Source organism: Phyllobacterium sp. T2-21 (assembly GCF_055378485.1).
Window position 1 is genome coordinate 731,299 of record NZ_AP027912.1, and the last position, 25,675, is coordinate 756,973.

Genomic DNA, 25,675 nt, shown 5'->3' on the forward strand with positions numbered 1-25,675 from the left:
GCTGTTTGGCAGTGCCAGACTAGACGAGGAAATGCGTCGGGAGTCCGTCCGGTTCCATGACAAGTTGATTAAATATTTTTGAATGGGTTGGGCCCTGAAAACACGCAGGTTTGATCGGCCGGTTCACCGCATGTCGGACGGCATGGAACTGACTTCCCGGAGCAGCCAGTCAAGGAATATGCGCATGGCCGGCCGTTGCGGACGGTCCTGCGGACAGGTCAGCCAATAGGCGTGGCGGCTGACGAACCCGAAGCCTTGCGGATTGACGAGCTTGCCGCTGGCCAGCTCGTCGGCGATCAGGCCGCGCGGCACCAGTGCCAGCCCCTGCCCGGCAATCGCCGCCCGGATGACCAGCGCATAGAAGCCGAAATGTGTAATACGGTCCGGCGCGAAATCGGTGATGCGCTGCGCTTCGGCAAACTCTTCCCAGCGCAGGGGCGTGTACTTGTGGTGGAGCAGCGGAAACGCGCCGATGTCGCCGGGATGCCGGATGCCGCCAAGCCGGGCAATGAAGTGCGGCGCACCGACAAGCGCCACCTCGCGGCCAAAGAGGTAGTGGTTGTCCTGATCGGGCCAATCGCCTTCGCCGAAACGAAACGCGGCATCCGCCTGGTTGATCAGATCGTTATTGGCAAAGGTCGACAGTTCGACATTGATGTCCGGATGCGCTTCGGCGAAGCTGGCAAAGCGCGGGATCAGCCAGCGGTCGCCCATGATCGGCAGGATGTGCAGCTTGATGGCATTGGGCGACGATCCCAATGCGGCAACCCGCAAGGCCGCATTCTCCATGGCGCCAAGCGCGATGCGGGCTTCGACCACATAAATCCTGCCTGCTTCCGTGGTCGAGAGGCCGTAGGGCGTGCGGACAAACAGCGGAACGCCGGCCAGTGCTTCCAGTGCCAGCAATTGCTTGCTGACGGCACTCTGCGTCATGTTCAATGCCTTGGCGCAGGCCGTCGTGCTGCCATGTTCGGCAATCGCCGCAATGACCTGCAATGCCCGTGTAGACGGATATATCCGGCCGGATACCATCGCTTCGCCTCGCTGGTTCTTCGGAACAGAGGGTATTCCTTTTTGGAATGGATATGCGAATTCATTTCGTTTGTCGTGTCAAAAACACAACCATAAGCTTCCAACAACGAGAAAAAGGGGAATAAATGCCATGACCGAGCAGTCCGTCCGTTTGTGGGGGGCGCGTTTCAGGACGAGTCCGTCACCTGAGCTGACAGCGCTTTCCCGTTCGGAAAGCAGCTATTTCCGGCTTGTCCCGTATGACCTGACCTCGTCGCTGTCCCATGCGCGGGAACTGGTGCGCGCCGGGATTTTGACCGAGGCCGAAGCGGAAACGGTTTTCGCGGCGATCAAGGGCATCGGCGCCGACTATGCGGCCGGCGCGATCGAGCCATCCGCCGCCGATGAGGACATTCATACATTCCTGGAGCGGGTTCTGGGCGAACGCATCGGCGCGCTCGGCGGCAAGCTGCGGGCGGGCCGTTCCCGCAATGATCAGGCCGCCAACGACCTGAAGCTCTATCTGCGCGACGTGGCGCGCGGGCTCGGCGCGGATATTCTTCTCCTGCAGCAGGCGCTGACCGGCCAGGCGGAAGCCCACGTGACGACGCTCACCGCGGGTTTCACCCATTTGCAGCCGGCCCAGCCCATCAGCTTTGCCCATCAGCTGCTGGCCCATGCCCAGACCTTTGCCCGCGATCTTGACCGGCTGCGCGATTGGGACAGGCGCGCCGCACGCTCGCCGCTCGGAGCGGCTGCCATGGCTGGTTCAAGCATCGCCGTGCAGCCGGAGCTATCGGCGCACGAGCTTGGCTATGACGCGCCGTGCGAAAACTCCATCGATGCGGTGGGCAGCCGCGACCATGTGGCGGAATTCCTCTTTGTCACGGCCATGTTCGGCGTGCACCTGTCGCGTCTTGCCGAGGAGCTTTTCCTGTGGTCCTCGCGCCAGTTCCGCTGGATCGACATGGATGATGGCTATGCCACCGGCTCGTCGATCATGCCGCAGAAGAAGAACTGCGATATCGCCGAACTGACGCGGGGCCGTGCTTCCCGGCTGATCGGCAGCCTGACGACGATGCTCGTCGCCCTCAAGGGGCTGCCTTTCGCCTATAACCGTGACCTTGCCGAGGACAAGCATGCCGCCTTCGATACGATCGATGCCCTGACGCTCGTCGTGCCTGCCATGGCCGGCCTGATCCGGACAATGCGCGTCAACACCGATATCATGCGCAGGCAGTCGGTCGATGGCTTCACATTGGCAACGGAAGTTGCCGACTGGCTGGCCAAGACAGGCGTGCCCTTCTCCGAGGCGCATGAAATCACGGGCGCGCTGGTGCGTTACTGTGAAGACAGGAACATCGGCCTTGAGGATGTGAGCGACGATGACCTTGCCGCCGTCGATGTCAGGCTGCTGCCGTCGATCCGGTCAAGCCTGTCGCCGCAGGCGGCTGTCGACGCGCGCAAGGGCTATGGCGGAACGGCTCCGGACCGGGTTCGCGAGCAGATCGTCAGGCTCAAAACCGTGTTGGAATCGCAGCGGGAGTGGCTATCCTCCTATGCGAGCCCGACAGCGGCTTTGAAAGGATGAGTACGATGGCCAATATCGAACACACGGTTTCCGTCCCGCCTGCCAAATATTCCATTGCGCACCTGAAGCACCAGCCCCGGCGCCACTATGGCCGCTGGCTGGCCGCCGCCCTGATCATTCTGGCACTGGCCATGATCGTCAAGGCCTTTGCCCAGGGCCAGATTGCCTGGCCGGTGGTCGGCCAGTTCTTCACCGCACCGGCCATTCTCGCCGGTCTGTGGAACACCATCCTGATGACGATCTGTGCCATGGCCCTCGGCCTGCTGCTCGGTGTCGTCTTTGCCATCATGATCATGTCGCCCAATCCGGTGCTGAAATATGTGGCGGTTTTCTACATCTGGTTTTTCCGGGGAACGCCGCTGCTGCTGCAGCTGCTGCTCTGGTTCAATCTCGCCCTGATCTTTCCGACACTCGGCATTCCCGGCCTGTTTGAAATGCGCACCGTCGATTTCATGACGCCGTTCATGGCCACGCTGCTCGGCCTTGGCATCAATCAGGGGGCCTACACCGCCGAGGTCGTGCGCGGCGGCATCCTGTCCGTCGACAACGGCCAGATCGAAGCCGCCAAGGTCATCGGCATGACACGGCTGACCATGCTGCGCCGTATCGTGCTGCCGCAGGCCATGCGCGTGATCATTCCGCCTGTCGGCAATGAAGTGATCAGCATGGTCAAGCTGACCTCGGTTGCCAGCGTCATCCAGTACGCGGAAATCCTGCGCAACGCACAGGCCGTGTACTACGCCAACAACCGCGTCATGGAACTGCTGATCGTTTCGGCCATCTGGTATCTGGCGGTTGTGACCATTCTTTCCATCGGCCAGCATCTCCTCGAGAAGCACTATTCGAAAAGCCTGGGGCGCCGGACCGGCAAGCGCACCGAACCTGCCGCAGCGGAAGGAGTCTGAACATGTCAGCCATGGTCGTAGCGGTAGACGTCAACAAGTATTTCGGGCCGTTTCACGCGTTGCAGAACGTGTCGCTTGAAATCAGTCACGGCGAAGTCCTGTGTATCATCGGGCCTTCGGGCTCCGGCAAAAGCACGCTCCTGCGCTGTGTCAACCAGCTGGAGCGCATCGACTCCGGCGCCATCTGGGTCGACGACGAACTGGTCGGCTTTCGCCAGGAGGGCAACAAGCTCTATGAACTGACCGATGCGGAGATTTCGCGCCAGCGCCTGGCAAGCGGCATGGTGTTCCAGCGGTTCAACCTTTTCGCGCATATGACGGTGCTGGAAAACATCGTCGAAGGGCCGGTTATCGTCCAGAAGCGTGCGAAAGGCAGCGTCATCCCGGAAGCCATGGCTTTGCTCGAACGGGTCGGTCTGGCCGACAAGAAGGATGCCTATCCCAGCGAGCTTTCCGGCGGGCAGCAGCAGCGCATCGCCATTGCCCGCGCCCTCGCCATGCAGCCCAAACTGATGCTGTTCGACGAGCCGACATCGGCACTCGATCCGGAACTGGTTGGCGACGTGCTGAGTGTCATGCGCGATCTCGCCACCAGTGGCATGACGATGATCGTGGTCACGCATGAACTGGGTTTCGCCCGCGAGGTTGCGCACCGGGTGGTGTTCATGGACCGCGGCCGGATTGTCGAGACCGGAACCCCGCACGACATCCTCAGCAGCCCGAAAGAAAAACGCACACAGGACTTCATCGCAGCGGTGTTGTCCTGAACCGAACTGAAATCAACAGGCCGGAAGAACCGGCCAGAGAGGAACCAGACATGAAAACCATGACACGGCTTGCAATTCTCGGTGGAGCGCTGGCATTCAGCTTTTCTGCCATGGCACAGGACCTTCCGGCTCGCATCAAGGATGCCGGTAAACTTGTTATCGCGACCATGCCGAACTATCCGCCGATCACCTACAAGGACCCGGCCACCAATGTGCTGCAGGGTTTTGACATCGAGCTTGGTGAAGCCATCGGCAAGGAACTTGGTCTGAAAGTCGAATGGCAGGAAATCGCGTTTGCCCAGATGCTGCCGTCCCTGCAGACAGGCCGCGTCGATCTGGCGATGGCCGGCATGAGCGACAAGAAGGCCCGCCAGGAAACGGCGGACTTCGTCGATTACATGAAGTCGGGTGCGCAGTTCTACACATCCAAGGCCCTGGCCGGCGAAATCAAGTCGGTGGACGATCTTTGCGGCAAGTCGGTGGGCGCCAGCCGCTCGACGGATTGGCCCGCGCAGATCACCGCCTGGAGCGAAGCCAACTGCGTCGCCAAGGGCAAGCCTGCGATCAATGTCATGGGCACGGAAGGGTCCGCCGATGCCCGCACGCAGATCAAGAGCCAGCGTCTTCAGGCAGCGGCCCAGGGCAATGAAACCCTTCCCTACAACCAGAAGCTGGAACCCGATACTTACGTTACGCTCGGCGAGGCATTCAGCCAGTCGCTGGCCGGCATTCCGGTCCTGAAAAGCGAGACCCAATTGCGCGATGCGGTGAAAGTGGCGCTTGAAAAACTGCAGGCGAATGGTACCTATGATGCACTTTTGGAAAAGTATGGTTTGAAGGCCAACAAGCTGGCGCCCGTTACCATCAATGCTGGCGAATAGGGCGTAAGGCCGAAGAGACGAAAGAGGCGGTTCCGGTATTTGCTGGAGCCGCCTTTGCATGGAAAGGAATGCGGGATTGATGAAAGTCAGTTTGTCCAATCCGTCGGATCACCCGCAGCTTGCGGCCCTGTTTGAGGAAATGCAGGCCCATTACAACGTGCCCTGTCCGCCGCGCGCGGAAATACTGCGCGGATTGCGCGATATGCCCGATGGGACGGAAATCCTGGTCGCCGGCACGGATGAGCTCGTTGGCTTTGCCGCGTTCTCGTCGATCTATCCGGGGCCGGGTCTGCAATCCGGCCTGTTTCTCAAGGAGCTCTTCGTTTCAAAGGCGCATCGCAGCAGCGGAGCCGGGACCTCGCTGATGCATGCACTGGCCAAACTGGCGCTGGAGCGGGGTTACAAGCGCGTCGACTGGACCGCCGACCGCAATAATCCGAAGGTCCTGGCCTTCTACAATGGTTTCAGCGCGTCTCCGCTGCCGGACAAGCTTTTTTACCGGATGGATGGCGAGGCGCTTGCCGCCGCCGCCGCGAAAGCCGGTAACGCGTAAGTGTTTGCTTACTAAGACTGCCGCGGCCGCGCCAGCCAGCAATAGGCCGAACCGAGGGCCAGCAGCACGCAGGTTGCCAGAAACACGGCGCGCATGCCGAAATGCCCGCCGATGAAGCCGCCCGCCAGGGGGCCGACGACCTGTCCGGCATATTGCGATGATGTCGAATAGCCCAGGATGCCGCCTGCGACCCGGTCCGGAACGTTGTGCCGGATGACGCTGGTGATGCAGGGCAGCAGCCCGCCAAGCGCCAGCCCCATCAGGAACCGCAGTCCGATCAGCTGCCAGCCCTCGGTCACGAAAGCCTGGGGTATCAGCAGCAAAGCCGATACGGCGAGGGCGGCAATGATCACGTTCCAATGGCCGACGCGGTCGGCCAGCTTGCCCAGCCGTGACGCCGACAGGATGCTGCCGAGCGCCGCCGCCGACATGACGACGCCGGAAACAATCGTCACCTTGCTGGCATCGGTGACCAGCTGCGCCACATAGACCGTGATGATCGGTTCGATCGACATGTTGGCCAGCATCAGCAGCAGACCGGTCGCCAGCATGGCGATGATGGGGCGCTTGTCGGGAATCGCCGACCAGCCGCCCGTCACCTTGGCGCCCTTGCTCTTCGGCGGGCGCCGCTCCTCCTTGATGAAAAGACTGGTGGCGATGAAGGTCAGGAAAATCACGCCGCCCGCCAGCCAGAACGTCTGGCGGATGCCGATCAGGGGCGGCAGGCCGCCGCCGATGAGCGGGCCCACCAGATTGCCCGCCATGATGCCCGACGACAGGGTGCCGAGCGCCCAGCCGGTGCGTGCCTTCGGCGTCTGGGTCGCCACCAGCACGGTGGAACCGGAGGCATAGCCGCCGAGCAGTCCGGCAGCAAGGCGCAGCGCCACGAGCTGCCACACGTCCGTCGCCATGCCGATCAGCGACATGGCGACGGCCATGCCGAGGCTCGCGCGGATGAGCATCAGCTTGCGGCCATAGAGATCGGCGAGCCGCCCCCAGAGCGGTGCGACGAGGGCCGCGGTGAAAAAGGTGGCGCCATAGGCCACGCCTGACCATTGCACGATTGCCGCGTGTTCCTTGACGCCCAGCTGTTCGACATAGAGCGGCAGGAAGGGCAGAAGCAGCGTCATGGCCACGATCGTCGTGAACGATCCGATGAGGCAGACGACAAGGTTCTGGCGCCAATAGCGCGATTCAGTCTCGGATTCACCGGCAATGGCCGGAGCGGGCGCAGCGGTCACGGTTGTACCGCCCGTGCCATGCTGTTGATCAGGTGTATTCATGGAAACATGTTTTCGCGGCAGGGGGGCTGCCGTGCCTCTCACTCTTTCGAGCACCGAACTCGTTCGCACTGTTTCACCGCAGCCAGCCAATAGCAATCGTCCGACCGGCTTGAAGTGGCAACAAGTCGCAATCGCCGGGATTCGCAGCAAAGTGATCCATCACCCTGACCGCCACGTATTGCAGCGGAAGAACCGGACAATGGACTTCATCCGCAAGAGGTTTATCCTGTCGGCTGGTTGTCCCGGCAGATGCAAGGAGACGGCATGATGAAGACATTTCCCGCTTATATCATTTTCGGCCTGTTCCTGTTGATCGCCATGCCGGGCGCGGCGATGGCCGATGAACCGCTGGATACGGGACAGTCGATCATCAGGAAGCAGATCGCCGCCTTTCTCAGTGACGATGCGGCAACCGCCTATTCCTTCGCCTCGCCGGCCATTCAGGGCAAGTTCGTCAATCAGGACATGTTTTTCGAGATGGTCAAGCGGGCCTACCAGCCCGTATACCGGCCGGGCAATTTTGCCTTCGGCCGCAGCAAGGTGTCGGATAGCGAGATCGTGCAGGAAGTCGTCATCCGCGGTCCCGACGGCAAGGACTGGACGGCGCTGTACCAGTTGACGAAACAGCCCGACGGCAGCTGGAAGATCAATGCCGTCCGCATGATGCAGGCCGCGCCCGGACCCGAAATCTGAGCGGCCGGCCGCTCATTCGCCAGCCAGTTGCTCGATGGTGAATATGCCGTCCGTCTGCGGCTGCGCAATGTAGGTCTCGTCCGGTGTCTCGAAGGTGATGCGCGTCTTGCGCGTCGCGTCGACGAGTTCGATGGTCCAGTTTTCCTTCAGCCGCCAGGCGGTGATGTCGCCCATGACGGGAAACGCCTTGACGCAGGCCGGATCAATATCGATCTGCGAGCCGCCAATGGTCTCGTCCCGTTTGAGCGTCACCTTGCACAGCCTGTTGCCGCCTTCGTCGCGAATTTGCCATGGGCCAAAAAAGCTTTCGAGCAGGTCGGGATCGACGGCATCCATATCCATCGGTTTGAGATCTTCAGCCAGTGCCGCCGTTACCGGCAGGATGGCCATGAGAAAAAGCGAGGCAACCGTGTTCCGCATGATGATCAGACCTGTCACTGTTTCCTGTCTATCGGTAAATCTACCCGCAATTCTCCCGCCGGAAAACCGCCAATGCGTTGATCGGGAGAAACGGTGGAGTTTCACTGACCGGATGATGCGACCGACCGCGCAATGAACCATTGCGCTGCATAATAGGTTCCCAGCACCCAGAGGGGGCCAAGCGGCATGGCGAAGCGGAATTTCCCATAGGCCAGCAGCGTGTCGCTGGCCAGAAACAGCATGCCGCCCATGCCCGCCAGCCGGGCAGGGGACGTTGCAAGACGTTGGGCCCGGCTGATGGCCTGGGCGCCCATCGCGGCCAGAACCGCCGCATAAACCGTGACAGGAAGCTTCAGTTCCGCAGGCAGGCTTGACCACAGGCCCCAGACGATTGCCAGCGCCAAGAGGGCGCAGGCGGCGAAGGTGAGGGGCACGGCGCCAAGGCGGACATCGCCTGTCAGCGCGATGAGATAGGCGCAGTGCGTGATGAGAAAACAGATCAGCCCGGCGACGAACAAATCCTGCGGCAGCATCAGGAAAATATCGCCGCACAGCGAAAAGACCAGGCCCGCGGCAATCGCCCATTGATAGCGCTTTGAAACCGGGTTGGCCGTCTGCACGACCAGGAGCAGCAGCAGCGCCGTCGCCAGCGGCTTGCTGATGTAGTGCAGCCAGCGCCCGTCCGTGCCGAGCAGCGCGCTGGCAATGGCTGCCACCGCCGCAATCGCGAACAGCCTGTGCAGCGCCGGCCGGATGGCCGGTTGTGTCTTGGGTGTCATTGCCGTCCCCCGCAAGGTTTCAGTGCCGTGTCACAGTTTTGGCAGTCCGGCCTTGCCCGCTTCCCCGGGATGCAGCCTGACATAATCCGCTTTCAGGTCTTCCGAGGTTCTGCGGCTGCCGTCATGGCTCCAGCCCGGCGGGGCGGCCATATAGAGCAGCCGCTCGCGCAAGGTCAGGCCCGGCGAGAAAACATCCTTGAGCATGCCGGCCCATTCGTGGAAGGCCACGCGCACCGGGTTGAATGTGCCGATATTCCGGACGATCCCATAGCGCGGGACATCCTCATCCAGCTCTTCGACGAATGTCCCGAACATGCGGTCCCAGATGATCAGCGTGCCGGCAAAATTGGCATCGAGATAACGCGGGTTGGTGGCGTGATGCACGCGGTGATGCGACGGGGTGTTGAAGATGAATTCGAACGGGCGCCACATCTTGCCGATGGCTTCGGTGTGAATCCAGAACTGGTAGACGAGGTTGAACCCGTAGACAAAGGCGATCACGGCGGGGTGGAACCCGAGCAGCACCATCGGCACCTGCAGAATGAACATGCCGGTTATCTGACCGGTCCAGGATTGGCGCAGGGCCGTGGAAAGGTTGTAATGCTGGCTGGAGTGATGGTTGACATGCTCCGCCCAGACCCAGCGCACGCGGTGGGCAATACGGTGATAGCAGTAATAGCGCAGATCGTCGAAAACGAACGCCGCGATGAACACCCACCAGTGCAGGCCGAGATCGAACAGGCGGAACTGCCAGACCCACATCAGGGCTGTCACCGAAACGAAACCCAGAAGCAGCCCGGCGGCGACATTGCCCGTGCCCATCAGCAGGCTGGTCAGTGTATCGCGCGTCTCGAAGTCGCCTTTGCGGTGCCAGTAGCGGATGGCCGCAAGTTCAATGAGGATGGCGAGGATATAGAACGGGACGGCCAGTTTCGTGACGTCAAAGAACATGGGCGCGTTCATGGGTGATCCCTTCGGCAGACATCGCTGGAGCCTGAAGCCAGGCCTGGACGATACGTCTCTCTGTTTCGCTGGCAAATGAAAATGTCTGGCGCGGCCATGTGATGTCGTGCCAGCGCACGTTGAGCGCGCGATCGCCCGCCGGTTCTGCGCCTGCAACATCGGGCGCGGAAATACAACGCGTCAGGAACTTGTTGCCGATGCCATGCACAATGCCGGTGCAGTGCGTGGGGAGTTCGAAAAACGCCGTCCGCCGGTCGTGCGTGTAGACAATCGGCCCGATACGGCTTTCGGGGAAATCGGCAAGGAAGATCGATCGGGTCTCGTCATCATCGGCGAGCTGCGGCCGCGCGCTGCCGCCAGCCAGGTGCACGGCAAGGACGCCGACTGAAATACCGACAACAATCATGCCGATCAGTGCTGGCAAGCCGAGCAATGCACACCTCCCCATGATGCCGGCCCGTCGCTCCGGCCCCTGTGCCGAATCGTGGGACCGTCCCGTTCTCCCGCAAATAGTTTTCCACAGTGCGGATCAATGCACAATCACAGAGGTTTCGCGTGCGGTTCGAGGCTTTGGCCGGCCGGCGCTCCCGAGGGATATACTGTTCAAATCTAAGTGATACCCGGCGATACAGTGTATTTTCTGCTGTATATTTCGCTGAAACCCTTGACATAAATTAAAACAATAAAAGAATATAATGATATTGGGGCGGTGATGCAGGGGTATATGGGGGACGATTCAAAATTTAGTCCAGTGATAATCTGTGGATGCAAGAGAAGTGGTACAACAGCGCTCGTTCGAATATTGAATGAGAACGGTATTACTATTTCTAATGAATGGGCTCTGTTTGCTTGGGGCGCATGGAAGCATGAATTTTCACTTTCCGACTGGCTGCACAACAAGCATCTGGAAGTTGAAAACACGGAATGGCTGCAACACTGGAATTATCGAATGAAGCTTTCGGGCGAGGAGGCGGAGCTTGGCTTCCCCGCCGCGCTTCACGCGGTTTATGGCAACAAGCCGCGCTGGAAATGGGGCGACAAATGGCCTGACTACGTGTTTCACATGCGGGAAATCAAGGCGCATTTCCCCAATGCCAAGGTGATCTACATCTACAGGGATGGCCGGGATGTGGTGGCGAGCATGCTGCGCAAGCAAATAGCCGACGACGTCAATGACGGTTTCGAACAGTGGGTCAGCGCCATCGGGGCGTGGCGGTCCTGGGAAAACGAGGTCGATCACATCGCCATAAGGCAGGAGGATCTGCTGCGATATCCCGCGGAAGTCGGCGCCTATATCGCCCGGTATTGCGGCATCCGGCTGTCGAGTGCGGATCATGCGCGGCACGTCGTTCTTGGCGCGGATGAGCAGTCGAATGACGATTATGTCGCGGAAAACCCGTTTGCCCACACGGGGGCCTACACCGCGCTATTTTCCGATGACGATGTTCCGCCGGCGGCAAAGCGCCTGCTGGCATCTCTCGGCTATATCTGAGGGATCGGCGTGAAGGGAAGGGAACTGGCGGAGAGAGCGGGATTCGAACCCGCGTTACGCTTTTGACGTAAACACACTTTCCAGGCGTGCGCCTTCAACCACTCGGCCACCTCTCCGCAATTCGTCCGGCATGGGGCCGGTCGGGTTGGTCGTTCTCAGCCGGAAAACCCGGCTCAGGAGCACCGTCAACCATCGGTCACTCAGTCTTTGGAGTTTGCGCGAGTCACTTGAAGATGGTTAGCCAACAACGACCCCGTGCGGCGCGCACTATAGTCAGAACAGGCTCTTGTTCAACACCTATTTCAACATAAATGCGCTTTGGCATAATTTCATTCCTTTGTCACTGAAATTGCTGCGAATTTTCAGGGAAACTTCATCGTTCGGTCCCAAAATGCCGGTAAGTTTGCATTCAACCGGTAGGCGTTCCACGCTAGAATACCGTTTTCCCGGCGCCTGATGGCACCGGCCGATGACTTTGGAGAAAGACGTGATCCGACCTGTATTGAGGCTTTTTGCCTATATTGCGCTTGCCATGGCAATCATCGCTGCGGTTCTTGACGCGGCGCGGTCCGTGGGGGCGTCGCATCTGGTGACCACCCCTCTGCAGGAAAGCTGGCAATCGCTCTCCGCCTCATCCCTCGGCGTCGTCGAGGCCTATTTCAAGGCCCGTCTCTATCCCGTGCTGTGGGATCCGCTGATGCTGTGGATTCTTGCAACGCCCACCTTCGTCGTGTTCACCATCCTGGCCCTGCTTCTCTATAGCCTGGGCTACCGGCGCGAAAACCGTGCCGGCCGCTTTGCCGCGCGCTGAGGCGCGATCCCGCCCGGAATCCGGTGGTCTGCCGCGGCCTGCGCGGCAGCGGGCATAGCTTGCCCTGTTCCACAGGCGAAATCTGCATAAGGTACTGATAGGGCTTGGTTATTTCGCAATATTTGACCGGGAGGCAAAATTCCGCGTGAATTTTGCCGTGAGCCGTGCAAGATTGCTTTCGGGGCGGCTGTGACGGGATGGGCCGCAACACAGTCGGGAACCGGCGGAATGCCGGTCCTGCTTAACAAAATCCAGAGGGTTGGTATCAAATGAAGCGTATTGTTCTTGGTCTGCTGGCTGCCACAGCCATGTCCTTCTCGGCCTATGCCGCGGACAACAAACCTGCCTTGATCTTCGATCTCGGCGGCAAATTCGACAAATCCTTCAACGAGGCTGCGTTTCATGGCGCAGAAAAATACACCAAGGAATCCGGCGTAAAATTCCGCGAGTTCGAAATCCAGAACGAAGCCCAGCGCGAACAGGCTCTGCGCAAATTCGCTTCCGATGGCAACTCGCCGATCGTGATCGCCGGTTTCTCCGCTGCTGCGGCCATTGAAAAGGTCTCGACGGAATTTCCGGATACGAAATTCGTCATCATCGATGCGGTTGTCGACAAGCCAAACGTGCGGTCGGTTGTCTTCAACGACAATGAAGGCTCCTATCTCGTTGGTGTTATCGCCGCCAAGACCTCGAAGAGCGGCACGGTAAGCTTTGTCGGCGGCATGGACGTACCGTTGATCCGCAACTTTGCCTGCGGCTATGTCGGCGGCGTGAAGGCGACAAATCCGGCTGCCAAGGTCATCCAGAACATGACAGGCGACACGCCTGCCGCCTGGAACGACCCTGCCAAGGGTGGTGAAATTGCCAAGTCGCAGATGGATCAGGGCTCTGACGTGATCTTCGCGGCGGCCGGCGGCACCGGTATCGGTGTGCTGCAGGCGGCTGCCGATGCAAACAAGCTCGGTATCGGCGTCGATTCCAACCAGAACGGCCTGCATCCGGGCAAGGTTCTGACCTCGATGATGAAGCGCGTCGACGTGGCCACCTACAACGCGTTCAAGGACGGCGCGGACGGCAAGTTCACCGCCGGCGTCAATGTTCTCGGCGTCAAGGAAGGCGGCGTCGACTATGCCGCCGACGAAAACAACGCCAAGCTGCTGACCGACGATGTCAAGAAGGCCGTCGAGGCGGCAAAGGCCGATATCATTTCGGGCAAGGTCAAGGTTCACAACTACAACACGGACAATGCCTGCCCTTACAAGGGCTGATGTTTCACGTATCTGACGGGCCGCCGGTTGCAAGACCGGCGGCTTTGTTTTGCGCGCCGTGGCTGCTTGTTTTATCCATGAAACATGAGAATATGCCGCTCCGCGTCACTGACGCACGCTGGAGATCATCCCATGTCTGCGATCGCCGTTTTCTTCACCATTCTTGGGGTTCTGCTGCTGGGCGCGATGAGCCCCGGCCCAAGCTTCGTCCTGGTTTCCCGCATTGCCATCACCTCGCCGCGTTTGCACGGCGTGGCGGCCGCGCTGGGCATGGGCATAGGCGGCGCGATTTTTTGCTGTTTGGCCGTTCTGGGGCTGACAGCCCTGCTGATGCAGGTCGAATGGCTTTATCTGATCCTGAAAGTCGCCGGCGGGGCCTATCTGATCTACATTGCCGTTCGCATCTGGAGCAATGCATCCGAACCCCTGGCTTTGACGGGAACTGGCGGGCATATGTCGCTGGCCCGGTCATTCTCCTTTGCCCTGATGACCCAGTTGAGCAATCCCAAGACAGCAATTTTCTATGCCAGCCTCTTTGCCGCGCTGTTGCCCGCTGACGCACCGCTCTGGCTGTTGTTGGCGCTGCCGCCCATGGTGTTTCTGATTGAGACGGGCTGGTACACGCTCGTTGCCACCATGTTCTCGACGACAAGAGCCCGTGCGGCCTATGCCGGGTTCAAGGCATGGATCGACCGCGGCGCCGGGGCCGTCATGGGTGCGCTGGGCATGAAGCTGATCGTCGAGGCGTTCAAGACGCACAGGATCTGATCAGAGGGCGCGATTGAGGATCGCCATTCCAGCGTTCTCGCCGGCCAGCGCTTCGTGGTGTTGCCAGCCTGCGGCGCGGTAGTAGTCGGGCTTGTCCGTGTAGAGATAAAGCTCTGAATGGCCTTGGTCGCGGGCAGCATTTTCCGCCGCCGCGATCAGCTGCTTTCCGACACCCTTGTTGCGGAAGGCAGGGTCGACATACAGGCTGGCCAGCCAGGGCGTGAGATGGGCATGGCTGTCGAGATCATTGTCGATCAGAAGCACCAGTCCGGAGGGAAAGCCGGACACGAGCGCGACAAAGGCTTTCTGCCGGCTGCCGGGCGCCAGCAGCTCCATGAAGGCGTCGATGGTCTGCTCCATGCTCCGGCCATCGGCATGGCCCCATTCATGAAAATTCCAGCGCGCGCATACGGGAACAAGCTCGGGGCGATTTTCCAAGGGTTCTACGGTGATCATGGAATATCCGGCCTACCAGTGGGGTGGTTTGGTCACCGGAATGTCCGGCGTGGTTTGTTCTTCGAGAACAAGGAAGCGGTCCGTCAAGGCATCGAGCTTCCGGCGCATGGCTTCGATCACTGTCCATTGTTCGGCAATCTGGGCAGAAAGCTCTTCAATGGTTTTTTCCTGTTCCGTCACCAGGATTTCCAGGCTGGTGACACGGTCCGTATCAGCGGTCATTTCTCTCTCCGTTACCAGGCCGTTCTGTAGATCGCCAAGGCATCGGCCTCGGTCACATCCCGCGGGTTGTTGACGAGAAGCCGCCCCTGCTTCATGGCATCGGCCGCCATCACAGGCAGATCATCCTCGCCAATGCCGACATCGCGCAGCCGCGTCTGCAGCCCCAGTTGGGCCGAGAGGCCAGCCAGGCGGTCGATAAACCTGTTGCAGATGCGCTCTGCCCCTCCCGATACATCGATACCGGCGAAAGCATGCGGCGCCAAAGCAGCATAGTGTGTTGCCGCCCCATTCATCGAATCGGCCGCGTTGTACCGCAGCACATGGGGCAAAACCAAGGCATTGGACAGGCCATGCGGTACATGGAAGGTCCCGCCGATGGGGTAGGCAAGGGCGTGGACAGCGGCAACGGGAGAGTTGGCGAAGGCCTGTCCGGCCAGCATCGAACCGAGCAGCATGGCCGAACGCGCCGCCTTGTCCCGGCCATGGAAAACCGCGGTCTCGATGTTCGCGCCGAGAAGCCGCAGGGCCTCGACGGCCAGCGCCCGGGAGAGCGGATTGTTGTTGGCGTTCTTCGAGGCATAAGCCTCGATGGCATGCACCATGGCGTCGATGCCCGTCGCCGCCGTCACATGCGGCGGAAGGCCGAGGGTGAGGTCCGGGTCAAGCAGCGCCACATCGGGCAGGATGAGCGGTGACGAGACGCCGCGTTTTTCATTGCTGCCGACGGTGATGATGGAAACCGGCGTCACCTCGGAGCCGGTTCCGGCGGTGGTGGGAACAAGCGTCAATTTCAGGCGCGGTCCCCTGGCATTGCCCACGCCCCAGGCATCGTCGAGATTTTCATTTGAACCTGCGAGCAGCGCGACGAGTTTGGCCACATCCAGCGAGGAACCGCCGCCAAAGCCGAGCACATGGTTCACGCTGTTCTCCCGGGCCACGTCCACGGCATTCAGCAGTGTATCGAGCGATGGATCCGCTTCCACCTCGCCGAACACCGTGATATCGGCTCCGGCGGCTTGCAGGCTGGCAATGGCCGGTTGCGCCAGTCCAAGGGCCAGGATGGTGGCATCCGTGACGACAAGCAGCCGGTCCCTGGGCTTTATGCGCAGGTGCGCGGCGATATCGCCGCTGGCGCCTGCCGCAAAGACGATGCGCGGCGTGGTGTGGAAAGCGAAGGGAGCGATGATGTCGGCCATGTCAGGAGATTGCCAGAGCCGGGCCCGGTTTGTCGAGGCCCGCTACGGAACGGGAAATATGCAATTCTTGACTAAAAAGTAAAAAATCCGGTGAACGAGCAATCGGGGACCCAACGGAACCGGTTCCATTTGATTTTTCTTTGCTCTAGGGTCAAAAGTTCGGAACGATAAAAAGCTGATCAACAGCGGATGGGGACATGGCAGAACCGGCGATTGAACTTGTTGGAATTGATAAGCGGTTTGGTGCAGTTCACGCCAATCGCGACATTCATTTGCGCGTCGAAAAAGGCACTATTCACGGTATTATCGGGGAAAATGGCGCTGGCAAGTCCACGCTTATGTCCATTCTCTACGGGTTTTATCAGGCCGATAATGGCGAAATCCGCATCAATGGCGCGCCGGTCAGGATCAGCGATCCCAATGCCGCCATCGGGCTGGGCATCGGCATGGTGCATCAGCATTTCATGCTGGTTGAAAATTTCACCGTGCTTGAAAATGTCATGCTCGGTGTCGAGGGCGCACCGCTCCTGAAGCGGGGCATTGCCAAGGCCCGCGCCGAGCTGAAGCGGCTGGAACAGGAATACCAGCTGGATGTCGATCCCGATGCGCTGATCGAGGAATTGCCGGTCGGTCTGCAGCAGCGTGTTGAAATCCTCAAGGCCCTGTATCGCGGCGCTGATATTCTGGTGCTCGACGAGCCGACCGGTGTGTTGACGCCGGCTGAAGCCGATCATCTGTTCCGTATTCTGGAGCAGCTCAAGGCGCAGGGTAAAACCATCGTCCTCATCACCCACAAATTGCGTGAGATCATGGCCGTCACCGACAATGTTTCGGTCATGCGCCAGGGCTCGGTCGTGGCAACGCGCAAGACCGCGGAGACGACGGTCGAGGAACTGGCCGAACTGATGGTCGGACGCCGGGTTCTCCTGCGCGTGCAGAAAGGCGAAGCCAAGCCGGGCGAGGTCAAGCTCTCGGTGGAAAATCTCACGGTGCGCGACAGCCGCGGCGTGGTCATGGTCGACAATGCGTCCTTCACGGTTCGCGCCGGCGAAATCGTCGGCATTGCCGGTGTGGCGGGCAATGGCCAGTCGCAGCTGATCGAGACGGTCGCCGGCATTCGCACGGCCGTGTCCGGCCGCGTGCTCCTGGATGGGCAGGTCATCGATATCACCGGTGCCGCCGATCCGGGCGAATTGCGCGATCGCGGCCTCGCCCATGTGCCGGAAGACCGGCATCACATGGGGCTGGTTCTTGCCTTCGAGGAATATGAGAATTCCATCCTCGGCTACCACGATGATCCGCTCTATCTGAACGGGCCGTTCCTCGATATCGACGCCATCAAGGCTGATGCACGCAAGAAGATCGAGAAATACGACATCCGCCCGAGCGATCCGCGCCTGAAAACCGCGAATTTTTCCGGCGGCAACCAGCAGAAGATCGTCCTGGCCCGCGAGATCGAGCGTGACCCGGGCGTGCTGATCATCGGCCAGCCAACGCGCGGTGTTGACGTCGGTGCGATTGAATTCATCCACAAGCGGATCATCGAGATGCGCGATGCGGGCAAGGCCGTGCTGCTTGTTTCGGTTGAGCTGGATGAAATCCGCTCCCTGTCCGACCGCATTCTGGTGATGTTTGCCGGACGCATCGTCGGAGAACGCGACGCGGATGCGAGCGAAGGCGAGCTGGGTCTTCTGATGGCCGGCGTTGAAAATCAGGAGGCGGCGGAATGACCACCACCCAGGCACTTCTCGTCATCGATGTGCAGAATGCCATCGATGATCCGAAATGGGGCCGCCGCGGCCAGCCGGACGCCGAGGCACAGATTGCGCGGCTGCTCGGCGCATGGCGGGAGCGCCGCCTGCCGGTCGTCCATATCAAGCACGATTCCACCGATCCGGCATCGCCCTATCGCCCCGGCACGCCGGGCAATGATTTCAAGCCCGAGGTGGCGCCGCAGGTAGGCGAGCCCGTGGTCGACAAGCGCACCAACAATGCCTTCATTGGCACCGATCTGATGGACGTGCTCGACGAACTGCAGGTGCACAGCCTTGTGGTAACGGGTGTCCTTCTCGAAAACTCCGTTGATGCGACCGTGCGCATGGCGGCCAATCTCGGCTTTGAGGTGATTGTTCCCGAGGATGCCGTGGCCAGCATCGATCGCACCGATCATCGCGGCAAGAGCTGGAGCGCGGAAGATGTTCACGCGTTGGCGCTGTCCGTTCTTGATGGCGAATATGCCAAAATCTCCACCTCCGACGCCATCATCGAGGCCCTGCCATGAGCCAGCCCTTTGCCAAACTGCCCGCCTGGGCTGACTATGGCCTGCTGCCGCTGATCAATCTGATCGTGGCGTTTTTTGTTGCGGGTCTCGTCGTTCTGCTGGTCGGCGAAAGCCCGATCGATGCCGCCGTCCTGATGGTCAAAGGCGCCTTCGGCTCCGGCGACGGTGTCGGCTACACGCTGTACTATGCGACGAACTTCATTTTCACCGGCCTTTGCGTCGCCGTGGCGTTCCATTGCGGCCTGTTCAACATCGGCGGCGAGGGGCAGGCCTATATTGGCGGCCTCGGTGTTGCGGTGGTCGGCCTTGGCCTCGGCAATGTCCTGCCCTGGTGGATCACCTTTCCGCTGGCGATCATTGCCTCGGGGCTGGTCGGCGCGCTCTGGGCCCTCATTCCGGCCTGGCTGCAGGCCAAGCGCGGCTCGCACGTGGTCATCACCACGATCATGTTCAACTTCATTGCCGCCAGCATCATGGTCTATCTGCTGGTGGGATATCTCAAGGCGTCGGGCACGCAGGCACCGGAAACCCGTGTCTTCGGCGATGGCGGGCAATTGCCGGGCCTCGGCTGGCTGCTCAGCCTGATCGGGCTGAACATGCGCTCCGCACCGCTCAACATCAGCTTCCTCCTGGCGCTGGTTGCCGCCTTCCTTGTCTGGGTGCTCATCTGGCGCACCAAGCTCGGCTATGAAATCCGCACCATGGGCTACAGCCCCAAGGCCGCGCGCTATGCCGGTATCGGCGAGGTCAGGATCATCGTCATCACCATGATGATATCGGGCGCGCTGGCCGGCATGATGGCGCTGAACCCGATCATGGGGGCGCAGCACCGCGTACAGCTTGATTTCGTCGCCGGCGCCGGTTTCGTCGGCATTGCCGTGGCGCTGATGGGACGTTCGCATCCGGCGGGCATCGTTCTCGCCGCCATCCTGTTCGGCATGCTCTACCAGGGCGGTGCGGAAATCGCCTTCGACATGCCCAATATTTCCCGTGACATGATCGTCATCATCCAGGGCCTGGTGATCCTGTTTGCCGGCGCGCTGGAGCACATGTTCCGCCCGACCCTGTTGCGCGTCCTGCAGCGGTTCGCCCGGACGAAGCGCCAGTCCACACCGGCCGTTGCCGCCGAGGGAGGTCAATAATGGATAGCTTCACCGTCGTCCTGCAGGTTCTCGATTCGACCATCCGCCTCTCCGTGCCGCTGCTGCTGGCCTGTCTTGCCGGGCTCTATTCCGAGCGTGCCGGTATTTTCGATATCGGTCTGGAAGGCAAGATGCTGGCCGGCGCCTTCGCGGCAGGTGCCGCGGCCACCTATTCCGGCTCGGCCTATGCCGGGCTGCTCGCGGCCGTTGTGGTTTCCGTTGCGCTGGGGCTGGTGCATGGCTTTGCCTCCATCACCCATCGCGGCAACCAGATCGTTTCGGGCGTTGCCATCAACTTCATTGCCGCCGGCACCACCGTCATTCTCGGCCAGGCCTGGTTCCAGCAGGGCGGGCGCACGCCGTCGCTGCCCAACGCCGCACGCTTCAACCCGATCGACCTGCCGGGCGTGGAAACGCTGAACGGCATTCCGGTCATCGGCGCGATCTATTCCGAGCTGATTTCCGGTCACTCCGTGCTGGTCTATCTCGCTTTCCTGCTGGTGCCGTTCACCTGGTGGGTGCTGTACCGCACGCGCTTCGGCCTGCGCCTGCGCGCGGTCGGCGAAAACCCGGCGGCGGTCGATACGGCTGGCATTTCCGTGCCGTGGCTGCGTTACCGCGCGGTGATCTGCTGCGGCTTGCTCTGCGGCATCGCCGGTGCCTATCTGGCGACAGCGCAAGGGGCGGGTTTCGTCAAGGATATGACCGCTGGCAAGGGCTATATCGCGCTCGCCGCCCTGATCTTCGCCAAGTGGCGGCCGGTCCATGCCATGTTTGCCTGCCTGCTCTTCGGCTTTCTCGATGCCATTGCCATCCGCATGCAGGGGCATCCCCTGCCACTCATCGGTGAGGTTCCCGTACAGCTGATGCAGGCCTTGCCCTATATTCTCACCATCGTGCTGCTGGCTGGTTTCATCGGCAAGGCAATTCCGCCCAAGGCGGGTGGTGTGGCCTATGTGAAAGAGCGATAGAATGAATACAGACCTGTTCGATGCCGCCTTTGCGGCCATGCAGAAAGCCCATGCGCCCTATTCGCAGTTCCCGGTGGGCGCTGCCGTGCGCACCAGCGATGGCCGGATTTATTCCGGCTGCAACATCGAAGTCATTTCCTATCCGGAGGGATGGTGCGCCGAAACCACCACCCTGTCGCATTTCGTCATGGGCGGCGGCGGTACAATCACAGATATTCTAGTGGTTGCAGAAAAGAAGGCGAAATGCACGCCCTGCGGCGGCTGCCGCCAGCGGCTGGCGGAGTTCGCCGGTCCCGAGACGCGCCTGCACCTGTGCGACAATGACGGCGTCGTCGAAACCCTGACGATGAAAGAGATTTTCCCCTACGGCTTTGAAGCGGAAGTTCTGGGAAAAGGAAGTGCCGCATGATTGCGCCTGCTACTGGAGCGCTCATCCACAAGTTGCAGGGCTTGGCGCCGCGTGTCGCGCTCGTCCTCGGGTCCGGTCTGGGATCCCTCGTGGATGCGGTCGAGAATGCCATCCGCATTCCCTACGCCGATCTGCCGGGTTTCCCGCACAGCGGTGTCTCCGGCCACGCCGGGGAAGTGGTTGCCGGCTATCTCTCCGGCAAGCCGGTGCTGATGCTGGCGGGCCGCGCCCATTACTACGAAAAGGGCGATGCCGCGGTCATGCGTCCGGTCATGGCGGCGCTGGCCGACCTTGGCATCGAAATGCTGATCCTGACCAATGCGGCGGGCTCGGTGCGCCACGACCTTGCGCCGGGCAGCGTCATGCTGATTGACGATCACATCAACTATTCCGGGCTCAATCCGCTGATCGGCGAAGCCTCCGATCAGCGCTTTGTCGGCATGACAGCCGCCTACGACAGGAAGCTCAAGGATGCCTTTGTCATCGCCGCCGGTGAGGTGGGCGAGAAGCTGCCGATGGGCGTTTATATGTGGTTCTCCGGCCCTTCGTTCGAAACCCCCGCGGAAATCCGCATGGCGCGCACGCTCGGCGCCGATGCGGTTGGAATGTCGACAGTGCCTGAAGTCATTCTCGCCCGCTTCTTCGGCCTGCGTGTTGCTGCCTGTTCGGTCATCACCAATTACGGTGCGGGGATGACGGGCGCGGAACTCTCGCATGAGGAAACCAAGGATGTCGCGCCGAAGGGCGGTGCGCGCCTGCAGACAATTATCCGGGCGCTGGTCCGGGAGATCGGCTGATCATGTTGCTGCCGCAGGAAATCATCCGCCGCAAACGCGATGGGCATGCGCTCGATGCGGCGGACATCACCGCCTTCGTCAACGCCATGAGCTCGGGCGCCATCACCGAAGGGCAGGTTGCCGCCTTTGCCATGGCGGTGTTCTTCAACGGCATGAAGCGCGACGAAGCGGTCGCCCTGACGCTCGCCATGCGCGATTCCGGCGATATTCTCGATTGGTCCGATCTGCCGGGCCCGGCTGTCGACAAGCATTCGACTGGCGGTGTCGGCGACAATGTCTCATTGATGCTTGCGCCCATTGCCGCCGCGTGCGGGGCCTATGTGCCGATGATTTCCGGGCGCGGCCTTGGCCATACCGGCGGCACGCTCGACAAGATGGATTCAATCCCCGGCTATCGCAGCCAGCCCGACAATGCGCTGTTCCGCAAGGTCGTGCACGAGGTCGGTTGCGCCATCATCGGCCAGACCGCCAATCTCGCACCGGCCGACAAGCGCTTCTATTCCATCCGCGATGTTACAGCCACGGTCGAATCGATCCCGCTGATCACCGCGTCCATCCTGTCGAAAAAACTGTCGGCCGGGCTCAACGCGCTGGTGCTCGATGTGAAATCGGGCAATGGCGCATTCATGGCGCGCAGCCGCGATGCCGTGGCCCTGGCCGAAAGCATTGTCGCGGTGGCAAGTGGCGCTGGACTGACCACCACCGCTTTGCTGACCGACATGAACGAGCCGCTGGCACTTGCCGCAGGCAATGCCGTGGAAGTGCTCAATGCCGTGGATTTCCTGACCGGCGATCTCCGGGATCCACGCCTTGAAGCGGTGACGCTGGCGCTTGTTGCGGAAATGCTGGTTTCGGCCAAGCTTGCCGCCAGTCCCAAGGCCGCCATGGACAAGGCACGGGAAGCCCTGAATTCAGGCAAGGCAGCGGAGGTCTTTGGCCGCATGGTTGCCGGGCTTGGCGGACCCACGGACTTTGTCTCCCGCGCCCGCCATTATCTGCCGGTTGCCCCGGTGACGCTGGAAGTGAAGGCACCGCAGGCAGGATATGTCGTGTCGGTGGAAACCCGGGCGATTGGTGTCGCCGTTGTCGCGCTCGGCGGCGGGCGCATCCGTCCGCAGGACCCGGTTGACCACGCGGTGGGCATCACGGCGCTGCAGCCGGTCGGTGCGCTGATGGAAGCGGGCGATCCGATTGCCCTTGTCCATGCGCGCAGCCAGAGCGATGCCGAGGCGGCTGCCCGCGCCATTCTTGCCGCCTATGGTTTCTCCGGCCGCAAGCCGCGCACGGTCAATCCCGTCCTGCGCCGCATCGGCGGGTAATGGTCTCCCGGCACGATCGTTGTGCGTGGTTCGACAAGCTCACCATGAGGGAGGGCAGGGATTGCAGCCAAACCACTTCCCTCATGGTGAGCTTGTCGAACCACGCACAGTGTTATTGCAGCAGACCTATTTCGTGCCGTACATGCGGTCACCGGCATCGCCGAGGCCCGGCATGATGTAGCCCTTTTCATTCAGGTGGCTGTCGATGGCCGCGGTGAACACCGGCACATCGGGATGGGCCTTGGTGAAGCGCTCGATGCCTTCCGGTGCCGCAAGCAGGCAGAGGAAGCGGATATTGGTTGCGCCGCGATCCTTCAGCTTCTGGATTGCCGCGATGGCCGAATTGGCGGTCGCCAGCATCGGGTCAACGACGATGATCAGCCGATTGACGATATCTTCGGGTGCCTTGAAGTAATATTCCACCGGCTGCAGCGTGTCGTGATCGCGGTACAGGCCGATATGCGCCACGCGCGCGGCGGGCACCAGGTCGAGCATGCCTTCGAGCAGACCGTTGCCGGCGCGCAGGATCGAGGCGAACACCAGCTTCTTGCCTTCGAGCACCGGCGCATCCATTTCCATCATCGGCGTCTGGATGCGGATGGTGGTCAGTTCGAGATCGCGCGTCACCTCGTAGCACAACAGCAGCGAAATCTCCTTGAGCAGCCGCCGGAATCCCGCCGTGGATGTATCCTTGTCGCGCATGATGGTGAGCTTGTGCTGGACAAGCGGATGGGAAACGATCGTAACGCCCATGGAGAACTCCTACTCGAATTTTCCCCGACCTTAGCTGCTTGCAACCGATCCCGCAAAGTCCGCATCCCCGGCACGCACAGTTTTGTCGCCGTCGAGGCGCTCAATCAGGGTGTTTCGCGTGGTTTCATCCACATAAGCTGCCTTGAGCGCCGTGCGCGTGATCTCCGTCAGCGCGTCGTCGTCGCAGCCGAAGAACGCGGCGGCGATATCGTACTCCCGCGCAAGGTCCGTATGGAAATAGGGCGGGTCGTCGGAATTCAGCGTGACAGGCACGCCAGCTTTGGCCAGCATGGGAAAGGGATGGGACGGGAAATCGGCGTAGACCTGCAGTGAAATATTGGAGCCGGGGCAGCATTCCAGAAGGATCTGCTCCTCCGCCAGCCGCCGCACCAGATCCGGTTTCTCGATGGCGCGCACGCCATGGCCGATGCGCGACGGCCTGATCGCATCGAGCGCGTCGGCAACGCTTTCCCAGCCGGAAAGCTCGCCCGCATGCACGGTGATGCCCAGTCCGGCATCGCGGGCGACATCAAAGGCACGGGCGAAATCCCTGGGGTGGTGCATGCGTTCGTCGCCAGCCATGCCGAACCCGGTCACCAGCGGATGCGGATTCTCGGCGATATATCTTGCTGCTTCCATCACCGCGTCCGGCCCCTTGTGGCGCAGGCCCGTGGCGATCATGCGCGATTCGATGCCGGTGGCGGCCTTGGCGCGCCGCATGCCTTCCGCCAGCCCCTCGATATAGGCGCGCGGCGAAAGCCCGGCACTGATCGCATGGTCGGTGGAGATGAACACTTCCGAATAGATCGCGTCCTGTGCGCTGAGGGACAACAGGTAGTCCTCGGTCAGATCCGCGTAATCCTCCTCCGTGCGGAACAGTGCCGAGGCCTGATCATAGGCGCGCAGGAAGGAGGTGAAGTCGTGCCAGACAAATCTGCCGTCGACGATGAAGGCCGAAACATCGGCGCCATATTTGCCGGCTTTTCGTTCGACGAGGGCCGGAGAGGCTGCGCCTTCGACGTGGCAATGCAGTTCGGCCTTCAACACCATGGGCGGTCTCCATTCGACAAAATGTGCAGCGCGTCGCTTCATCGCGCAACAGACAATAGCCTTCTGCGTTTCAATCTTCTATGCTCCGCCCGCAAAAGAGATCAGCAGGTAGCACAATGAGCCAGCAACGCACCGGTGCCCATGGCGGCATGGAAACGTCCTTCGGTTTTCAGGATGTCGGCGACGGAGAAAAGCAGACACGCGTCAATGACGTGTTTCATCGCGTCGCCAAGCGCTACGATGTGATGAACGATCTGATGTCCGGCGGGCTGCACCGCGTCTGGAAAGATTCGATGATCGCCTGGCTTGCCCCGTCCAAGACATCGAACTGGAAGACACTCGATGTTGCCGGCGGCACGGGTGATATCGCCTTCCGCATCGTCGAGGCTTCGAATCGCAATGCCCATGCCACCGTGCTCGACATCAACGGCTCGATGCTGGGTGTCGGCCGTGACCGCGCGGCGAAAAAAGGCCTTGCCGACAATACCGAGTTTGTTGAAGCCAATGCCGAGGAACTGCCATTCGAGAATGCCAGCTTCGACGCCTATACCATCGCTTTCGGCATCCGCAATGTACCGCATATCGACCGCGCTCTGGCGGAAGCCTATCGTGTGCTGAAGCCGGGCGGCCGCTTCCTCTGCCTTGAATTTTCCGAAGTGGAACTGCCGGTTCTCGACAAGATTTACGACGCCTGGTCGTTCAATGCGATTCCGAAAATCGGCAGGGCGGTCACGGGGGATGCGGATTCCTATCAATATCTTGTTGAGTCCATCCGCAAATTCCCCCGCCAGGCGGATTTCGCCGAGATGATCCGCACGGCAGGTTTCGAGCGGGTGAGCTGGCGCAACTTTACCGGCGGTATCGCTGCCCTGCATTCCGGCTGGAAGTTGTGAC

At 61.0% G+C, this 25,675-nt stretch carries 29 protein-coding genes and 1 tRNA gene; 18 read left to right on the plus strand and 12 right to left on the minus strand.

Features of this window, described 5'->3' with window-relative positions:
* Positions 1-123 precede the first annotated feature (123 nt).
* The gene (locus ACZ5FP_RS03640; protein WP_464662201.1) at positions 124-1,032 is read right to left on the minus strand and encodes a LysR substrate-binding domain-containing protein; all 909 of its coding nucleotides are present in this window, start codon (positions 1,030-1,032) and stop codon (positions 124-126) included.
* A 130-nt stretch (positions 1,033-1,162) separates the two neighbouring features.
* On the opposite strand from ACZ5FP_RS03640, the gene argH reads away from it, so the two are divergent.
* The 5 genes from argH to ACZ5FP_RS03665 all read left to right on the plus strand — a co-directional run bounded on the left by argH (position 1,163) and on the right by ACZ5FP_RS03665 (position 5,708).
* Positions 1,163-2,602 carry an argininosuccinate lyase gene (argH, locus tag ACZ5FP_RS03645; protein WP_464662202.1) on the plus strand — a complete coding sequence of 480 codons (1,440 nt, stop codon included), beginning with the start codon at positions 1,163-1,165 and terminating at the stop codon, positions 2,600-2,602.
* Between the two features lie 5 nt (positions 2,603-2,607).
* A complete protein-coding gene (locus ACZ5FP_RS03650; protein WP_464662203.1) occupies positions 2,608-3,507 on the plus strand; it encodes an amino acid ABC transporter permease in 900 nt (299 codons plus the stop codon).
* Between the two features lie 2 nt (positions 3,508-3,509).
* Complete coding sequence (locus ACZ5FP_RS03655) at positions 3,510-4,274, plus strand: amino acid ABC transporter ATP-binding protein (protein ID WP_464662205.1); 765 nt, start codon at positions 3,510-3,512, stop codon at positions 4,272-4,274.
* Between the two features lie 59 nt (positions 4,275-4,333).
* Complete coding sequence (locus tag ACZ5FP_RS03660; protein WP_464663163.1) at positions 4,334-5,155, plus strand: ABC transporter substrate-binding protein; 822 nt, start codon at positions 4,334-4,336, stop codon at positions 5,153-5,155.
* A gap of 79 nt (positions 5,156-5,234) precedes the next feature.
* Positions 5,235-5,708 carry a GNAT family N-acetyltransferase gene (locus tag ACZ5FP_RS03665; protein ID WP_346307625.1) on the plus strand — a complete coding sequence of 158 codons (474 nt, stop codon included), beginning with the start codon at positions 5,235-5,237 and terminating at the stop codon, positions 5,706-5,708.
* An 11-nt stretch (positions 5,709-5,719) separates the two neighbouring features.
* Here the strand turns inward: ACZ5FP_RS03665 and ACZ5FP_RS03670 are convergent, their stop codons facing one another.
* A complete protein-coding gene (locus tag ACZ5FP_RS03670; RefSeq protein WP_464662207.1) occupies positions 5,720-6,991 on the minus strand; it encodes a multidrug efflux MFS transporter in 1,272 nt (423 codons plus the stop codon).
* Positions 6,992-7,255: 264 nt separating this feature from the next.
* Between ACZ5FP_RS03670 and ACZ5FP_RS03675 the strand changes: the two genes are divergently transcribed.
* Positions 7,256-7,684 carry a DUF4864 domain-containing protein gene (locus ACZ5FP_RS03675; RefSeq protein WP_374042785.1) on the plus strand — a complete coding sequence of 143 codons (429 nt, stop codon included), beginning with the start codon at positions 7,256-7,258 and terminating at the stop codon, positions 7,682-7,684.
* Positions 7,685-7,696: 12 nt separating this feature from the next.
* On the opposite strand, the gene ACZ5FP_RS03680 is transcribed toward ACZ5FP_RS03675, so the two are convergent.
* The 4 genes from ACZ5FP_RS03680 to ACZ5FP_RS03695 form a co-directional block, all read right to left on the minus strand.
* On the minus strand, positions 7,697-8,122 hold the full coding sequence (locus ACZ5FP_RS03680; RefSeq protein ID WP_288194799.1) for an AprI/Inh family metalloprotease inhibitor: 426 nt from the start codon (positions 8,120-8,122) through the stop codon (positions 7,697-7,699).
* A gap of 83 nt (positions 8,123-8,205) precedes the next feature.
* Complete coding sequence (locus ACZ5FP_RS03685; RefSeq protein ID WP_464662209.1) at positions 8,206-8,883, minus strand: lysoplasmalogenase; 678 nt, start codon at positions 8,881-8,883, stop codon at positions 8,206-8,208.
* Positions 8,884-8,913: 30 nt separating this feature from the next.
* Complete coding sequence (locus ACZ5FP_RS03690) at positions 8,914-9,846, minus strand: sterol desaturase family protein (protein ID WP_464662211.1); 933 nt, start codon at positions 9,844-9,846, stop codon at positions 8,914-8,916.
* Positions 9,824-10,279: a hypothetical protein gene (locus tag ACZ5FP_RS03695; protein ID WP_464662213.1), complete on the minus strand. Its 456-nt coding sequence runs from the start codon at positions 10,277-10,279 to the stop codon at positions 9,824-9,826. The genes ACZ5FP_RS03690 and ACZ5FP_RS03695 overlap by 23 nt, the downstream gene beginning before the upstream one ends.
* 291 nt (positions 10,280-10,570) lie before the next feature.
* On the opposite strand from ACZ5FP_RS03695, the gene ACZ5FP_RS03700 reads away from it, so the two are divergent.
* Positions 10,571-11,338, plus strand: coding sequence for a sulfotransferase family protein (locus ACZ5FP_RS03700; RefSeq protein WP_464662215.1), 768 nt, complete (start codon positions 10,571-10,573; stop codon positions 11,336-11,338).
* A 25-nt stretch (positions 11,339-11,363) separates the two neighbouring features.
* On the opposite strand, the gene ACZ5FP_RS03705 is transcribed toward ACZ5FP_RS03700, so the two are convergent.
* A tRNA-Ser gene (locus ACZ5FP_RS03705) sits at positions 11,364-11,454 on the minus strand.
* A 371-nt stretch (positions 11,455-11,825) separates the two neighbouring features.
* On the opposite strand from ACZ5FP_RS03705, the gene ACZ5FP_RS03710 reads away from it, so the two are divergent.
* The 3 genes from ACZ5FP_RS03710 to ACZ5FP_RS03720 all read left to right on the plus strand — a co-directional run bounded on the left by ACZ5FP_RS03710 (position 11,826) and on the right by ACZ5FP_RS03720 (position 14,185).
* The gene (locus tag ACZ5FP_RS03710) at positions 11,826-12,149 is read left to right on the plus strand and encodes a hypothetical protein (protein WP_464662216.1); all 324 of its coding nucleotides are present in this window, start codon (positions 11,826-11,828) and stop codon (positions 12,147-12,149) included.
* 269 nt (positions 12,150-12,418) lie between these two features.
* Positions 12,419-13,417 carry a BMP family lipoprotein gene (locus ACZ5FP_RS03715; RefSeq protein WP_223612330.1) on the plus strand — a complete coding sequence of 333 codons (999 nt, stop codon included), beginning with the start codon at positions 12,419-12,421 and terminating at the stop codon, positions 13,415-13,417.
* 132 nt (positions 13,418-13,549) lie between these two features.
* Positions 13,550-14,185: a LysE family translocator gene (locus ACZ5FP_RS03720; RefSeq protein ID WP_464662217.1), complete on the plus strand. Its 636-nt coding sequence runs from the start codon at positions 13,550-13,552 to the stop codon at positions 14,183-14,185.
* On the opposite strand, the gene ACZ5FP_RS03725 is transcribed toward ACZ5FP_RS03720, so the two are convergent.
* Genes ACZ5FP_RS03725 through ACZ5FP_RS03735 form a run of 3 tightly spaced genes read right to left on the minus strand, consistent with a single transcriptional unit; the run spans position 14,186 to position 16,047 of the window.
* Positions 14,186-14,641: a GNAT family N-acetyltransferase gene (locus ACZ5FP_RS03725; protein WP_464662219.1), complete on the minus strand. Its 456-nt coding sequence runs from the start codon at positions 14,639-14,641 to the stop codon at positions 14,186-14,188. It lies immediately after the preceding gene.
* A 12-nt stretch (positions 14,642-14,653) separates the two neighbouring features.
* Positions 14,654-14,863: a SlyX family protein gene (locus ACZ5FP_RS03730; RefSeq protein ID WP_105733935.1), complete on the minus strand. Its 210-nt coding sequence runs from the start codon at positions 14,861-14,863 to the stop codon at positions 14,654-14,656.
* A gap of 11 nt (positions 14,864-14,874) precedes the next feature.
* A complete protein-coding gene (locus ACZ5FP_RS03735) occupies positions 14,875-16,047 on the minus strand; it encodes an iron-containing alcohol dehydrogenase (protein ID WP_464663164.1) in 1,173 nt (390 codons plus the stop codon).
* Positions 16,048-16,256: 209 nt separating this feature from the next.
* Here ACZ5FP_RS03735 and ACZ5FP_RS03740 point away from each other — a divergent pair, with 209 nt between their 5' ends.
* Genes ACZ5FP_RS03740 through deoA form a run of 7 tightly spaced genes read left to right on the plus strand, consistent with a single transcriptional unit; the run spans position 16,257 to position 22,978 of the window.
* Entirely contained in the window at positions 16,257-17,789 is a 1,533-nt protein-coding gene (locus ACZ5FP_RS03740) for an ABC transporter ATP-binding protein (RefSeq protein ID WP_223612327.1), read from the plus strand.
* Entirely contained in the window at positions 17,786-18,340 is a 555-nt protein-coding gene (locus ACZ5FP_RS03745) for a cysteine hydrolase family protein (protein WP_403169097.1), read from the plus strand. The genes ACZ5FP_RS03740 and ACZ5FP_RS03745 overlap by 4 nt, the downstream gene beginning before the upstream one ends.
* Complete coding sequence (locus ACZ5FP_RS03750; protein WP_288192615.1) at positions 18,337-19,482, plus strand: ABC transporter permease; 1,146 nt, start codon at positions 18,337-18,339, stop codon at positions 19,480-19,482. Before ACZ5FP_RS03745 ends, ACZ5FP_RS03750 begins: the two co-directional genes overlap by 4 nt.
* Positions 19,482-20,453 (plus strand): ABC transporter permease, encoded by a 972-nt coding sequence (locus ACZ5FP_RS03755; protein WP_223612324.1) that lies wholly within the window; start codon positions 19,482-19,484, stop codon positions 20,451-20,453. Before ACZ5FP_RS03750 ends, ACZ5FP_RS03755 begins: the two co-directional genes overlap by 1 nt.
* A 1-nt stretch (position 20,454) precedes the next feature.
* The gene (locus ACZ5FP_RS03760; RefSeq protein WP_223612323.1) at positions 20,455-20,862 is read left to right on the plus strand and encodes a cytidine deaminase; all 408 of its coding nucleotides are present in this window, start codon (positions 20,455-20,457) and stop codon (positions 20,860-20,862) included.
* A complete protein-coding gene (locus ACZ5FP_RS03765) occupies positions 20,859-21,659 on the plus strand; it encodes a purine-nucleoside phosphorylase (RefSeq protein ID WP_403169104.1) in 801 nt (266 codons plus the stop codon). The genes ACZ5FP_RS03760 and ACZ5FP_RS03765 overlap by 4 nt, the downstream gene beginning before the upstream one ends.
* Before the next feature lie 5 nt (positions 21,660-21,664).
* Entirely contained in the window at positions 21,665-22,978 is a 1,314-nt protein-coding gene (gene deoA, locus ACZ5FP_RS03770; protein WP_464663165.1) for a thymidine phosphorylase, read from the plus strand.
* 126 nt (positions 22,979-23,104) lie between these two features.
* Here the strand turns inward: deoA and upp are convergent, their stop codons facing one another.
* Both upp and ACZ5FP_RS03780 read right to left on the minus strand, forming a co-directional pair.
* Positions 23,105-23,731 carry a uracil phosphoribosyltransferase gene (gene upp / locus ACZ5FP_RS03775; RefSeq protein WP_105733928.1) on the minus strand — a complete coding sequence of 209 codons (627 nt, stop codon included), beginning with the start codon at positions 23,729-23,731 and terminating at the stop codon, positions 23,105-23,107.
* Positions 23,732-23,761: 30 nt separating this feature from the next.
* The gene (locus tag ACZ5FP_RS03780; RefSeq protein WP_464662220.1) at positions 23,762-24,781 is read right to left on the minus strand and encodes an adenosine deaminase; all 1,020 of its coding nucleotides are present in this window, start codon (positions 24,779-24,781) and stop codon (positions 23,762-23,764) included.
* 116 nt (positions 24,782-24,897) lie between these two features.
* On the opposite strand from ACZ5FP_RS03780, the gene ubiE reads away from it, so the two are divergent.
* Positions 24,898-25,674 (plus strand): bifunctional demethylmenaquinone methyltransferase/2-methoxy-6-polyprenyl-1,4-benzoquinol methylase UbiE, encoded by a 777-nt coding sequence (gene ubiE, locus ACZ5FP_RS03785; RefSeq protein ID WP_464662221.1) that lies wholly within the window; start codon positions 24,898-24,900, stop codon positions 25,672-25,674.
* The last annotated feature ends 1 nt before the right edge of the window (position 25,675 follow it).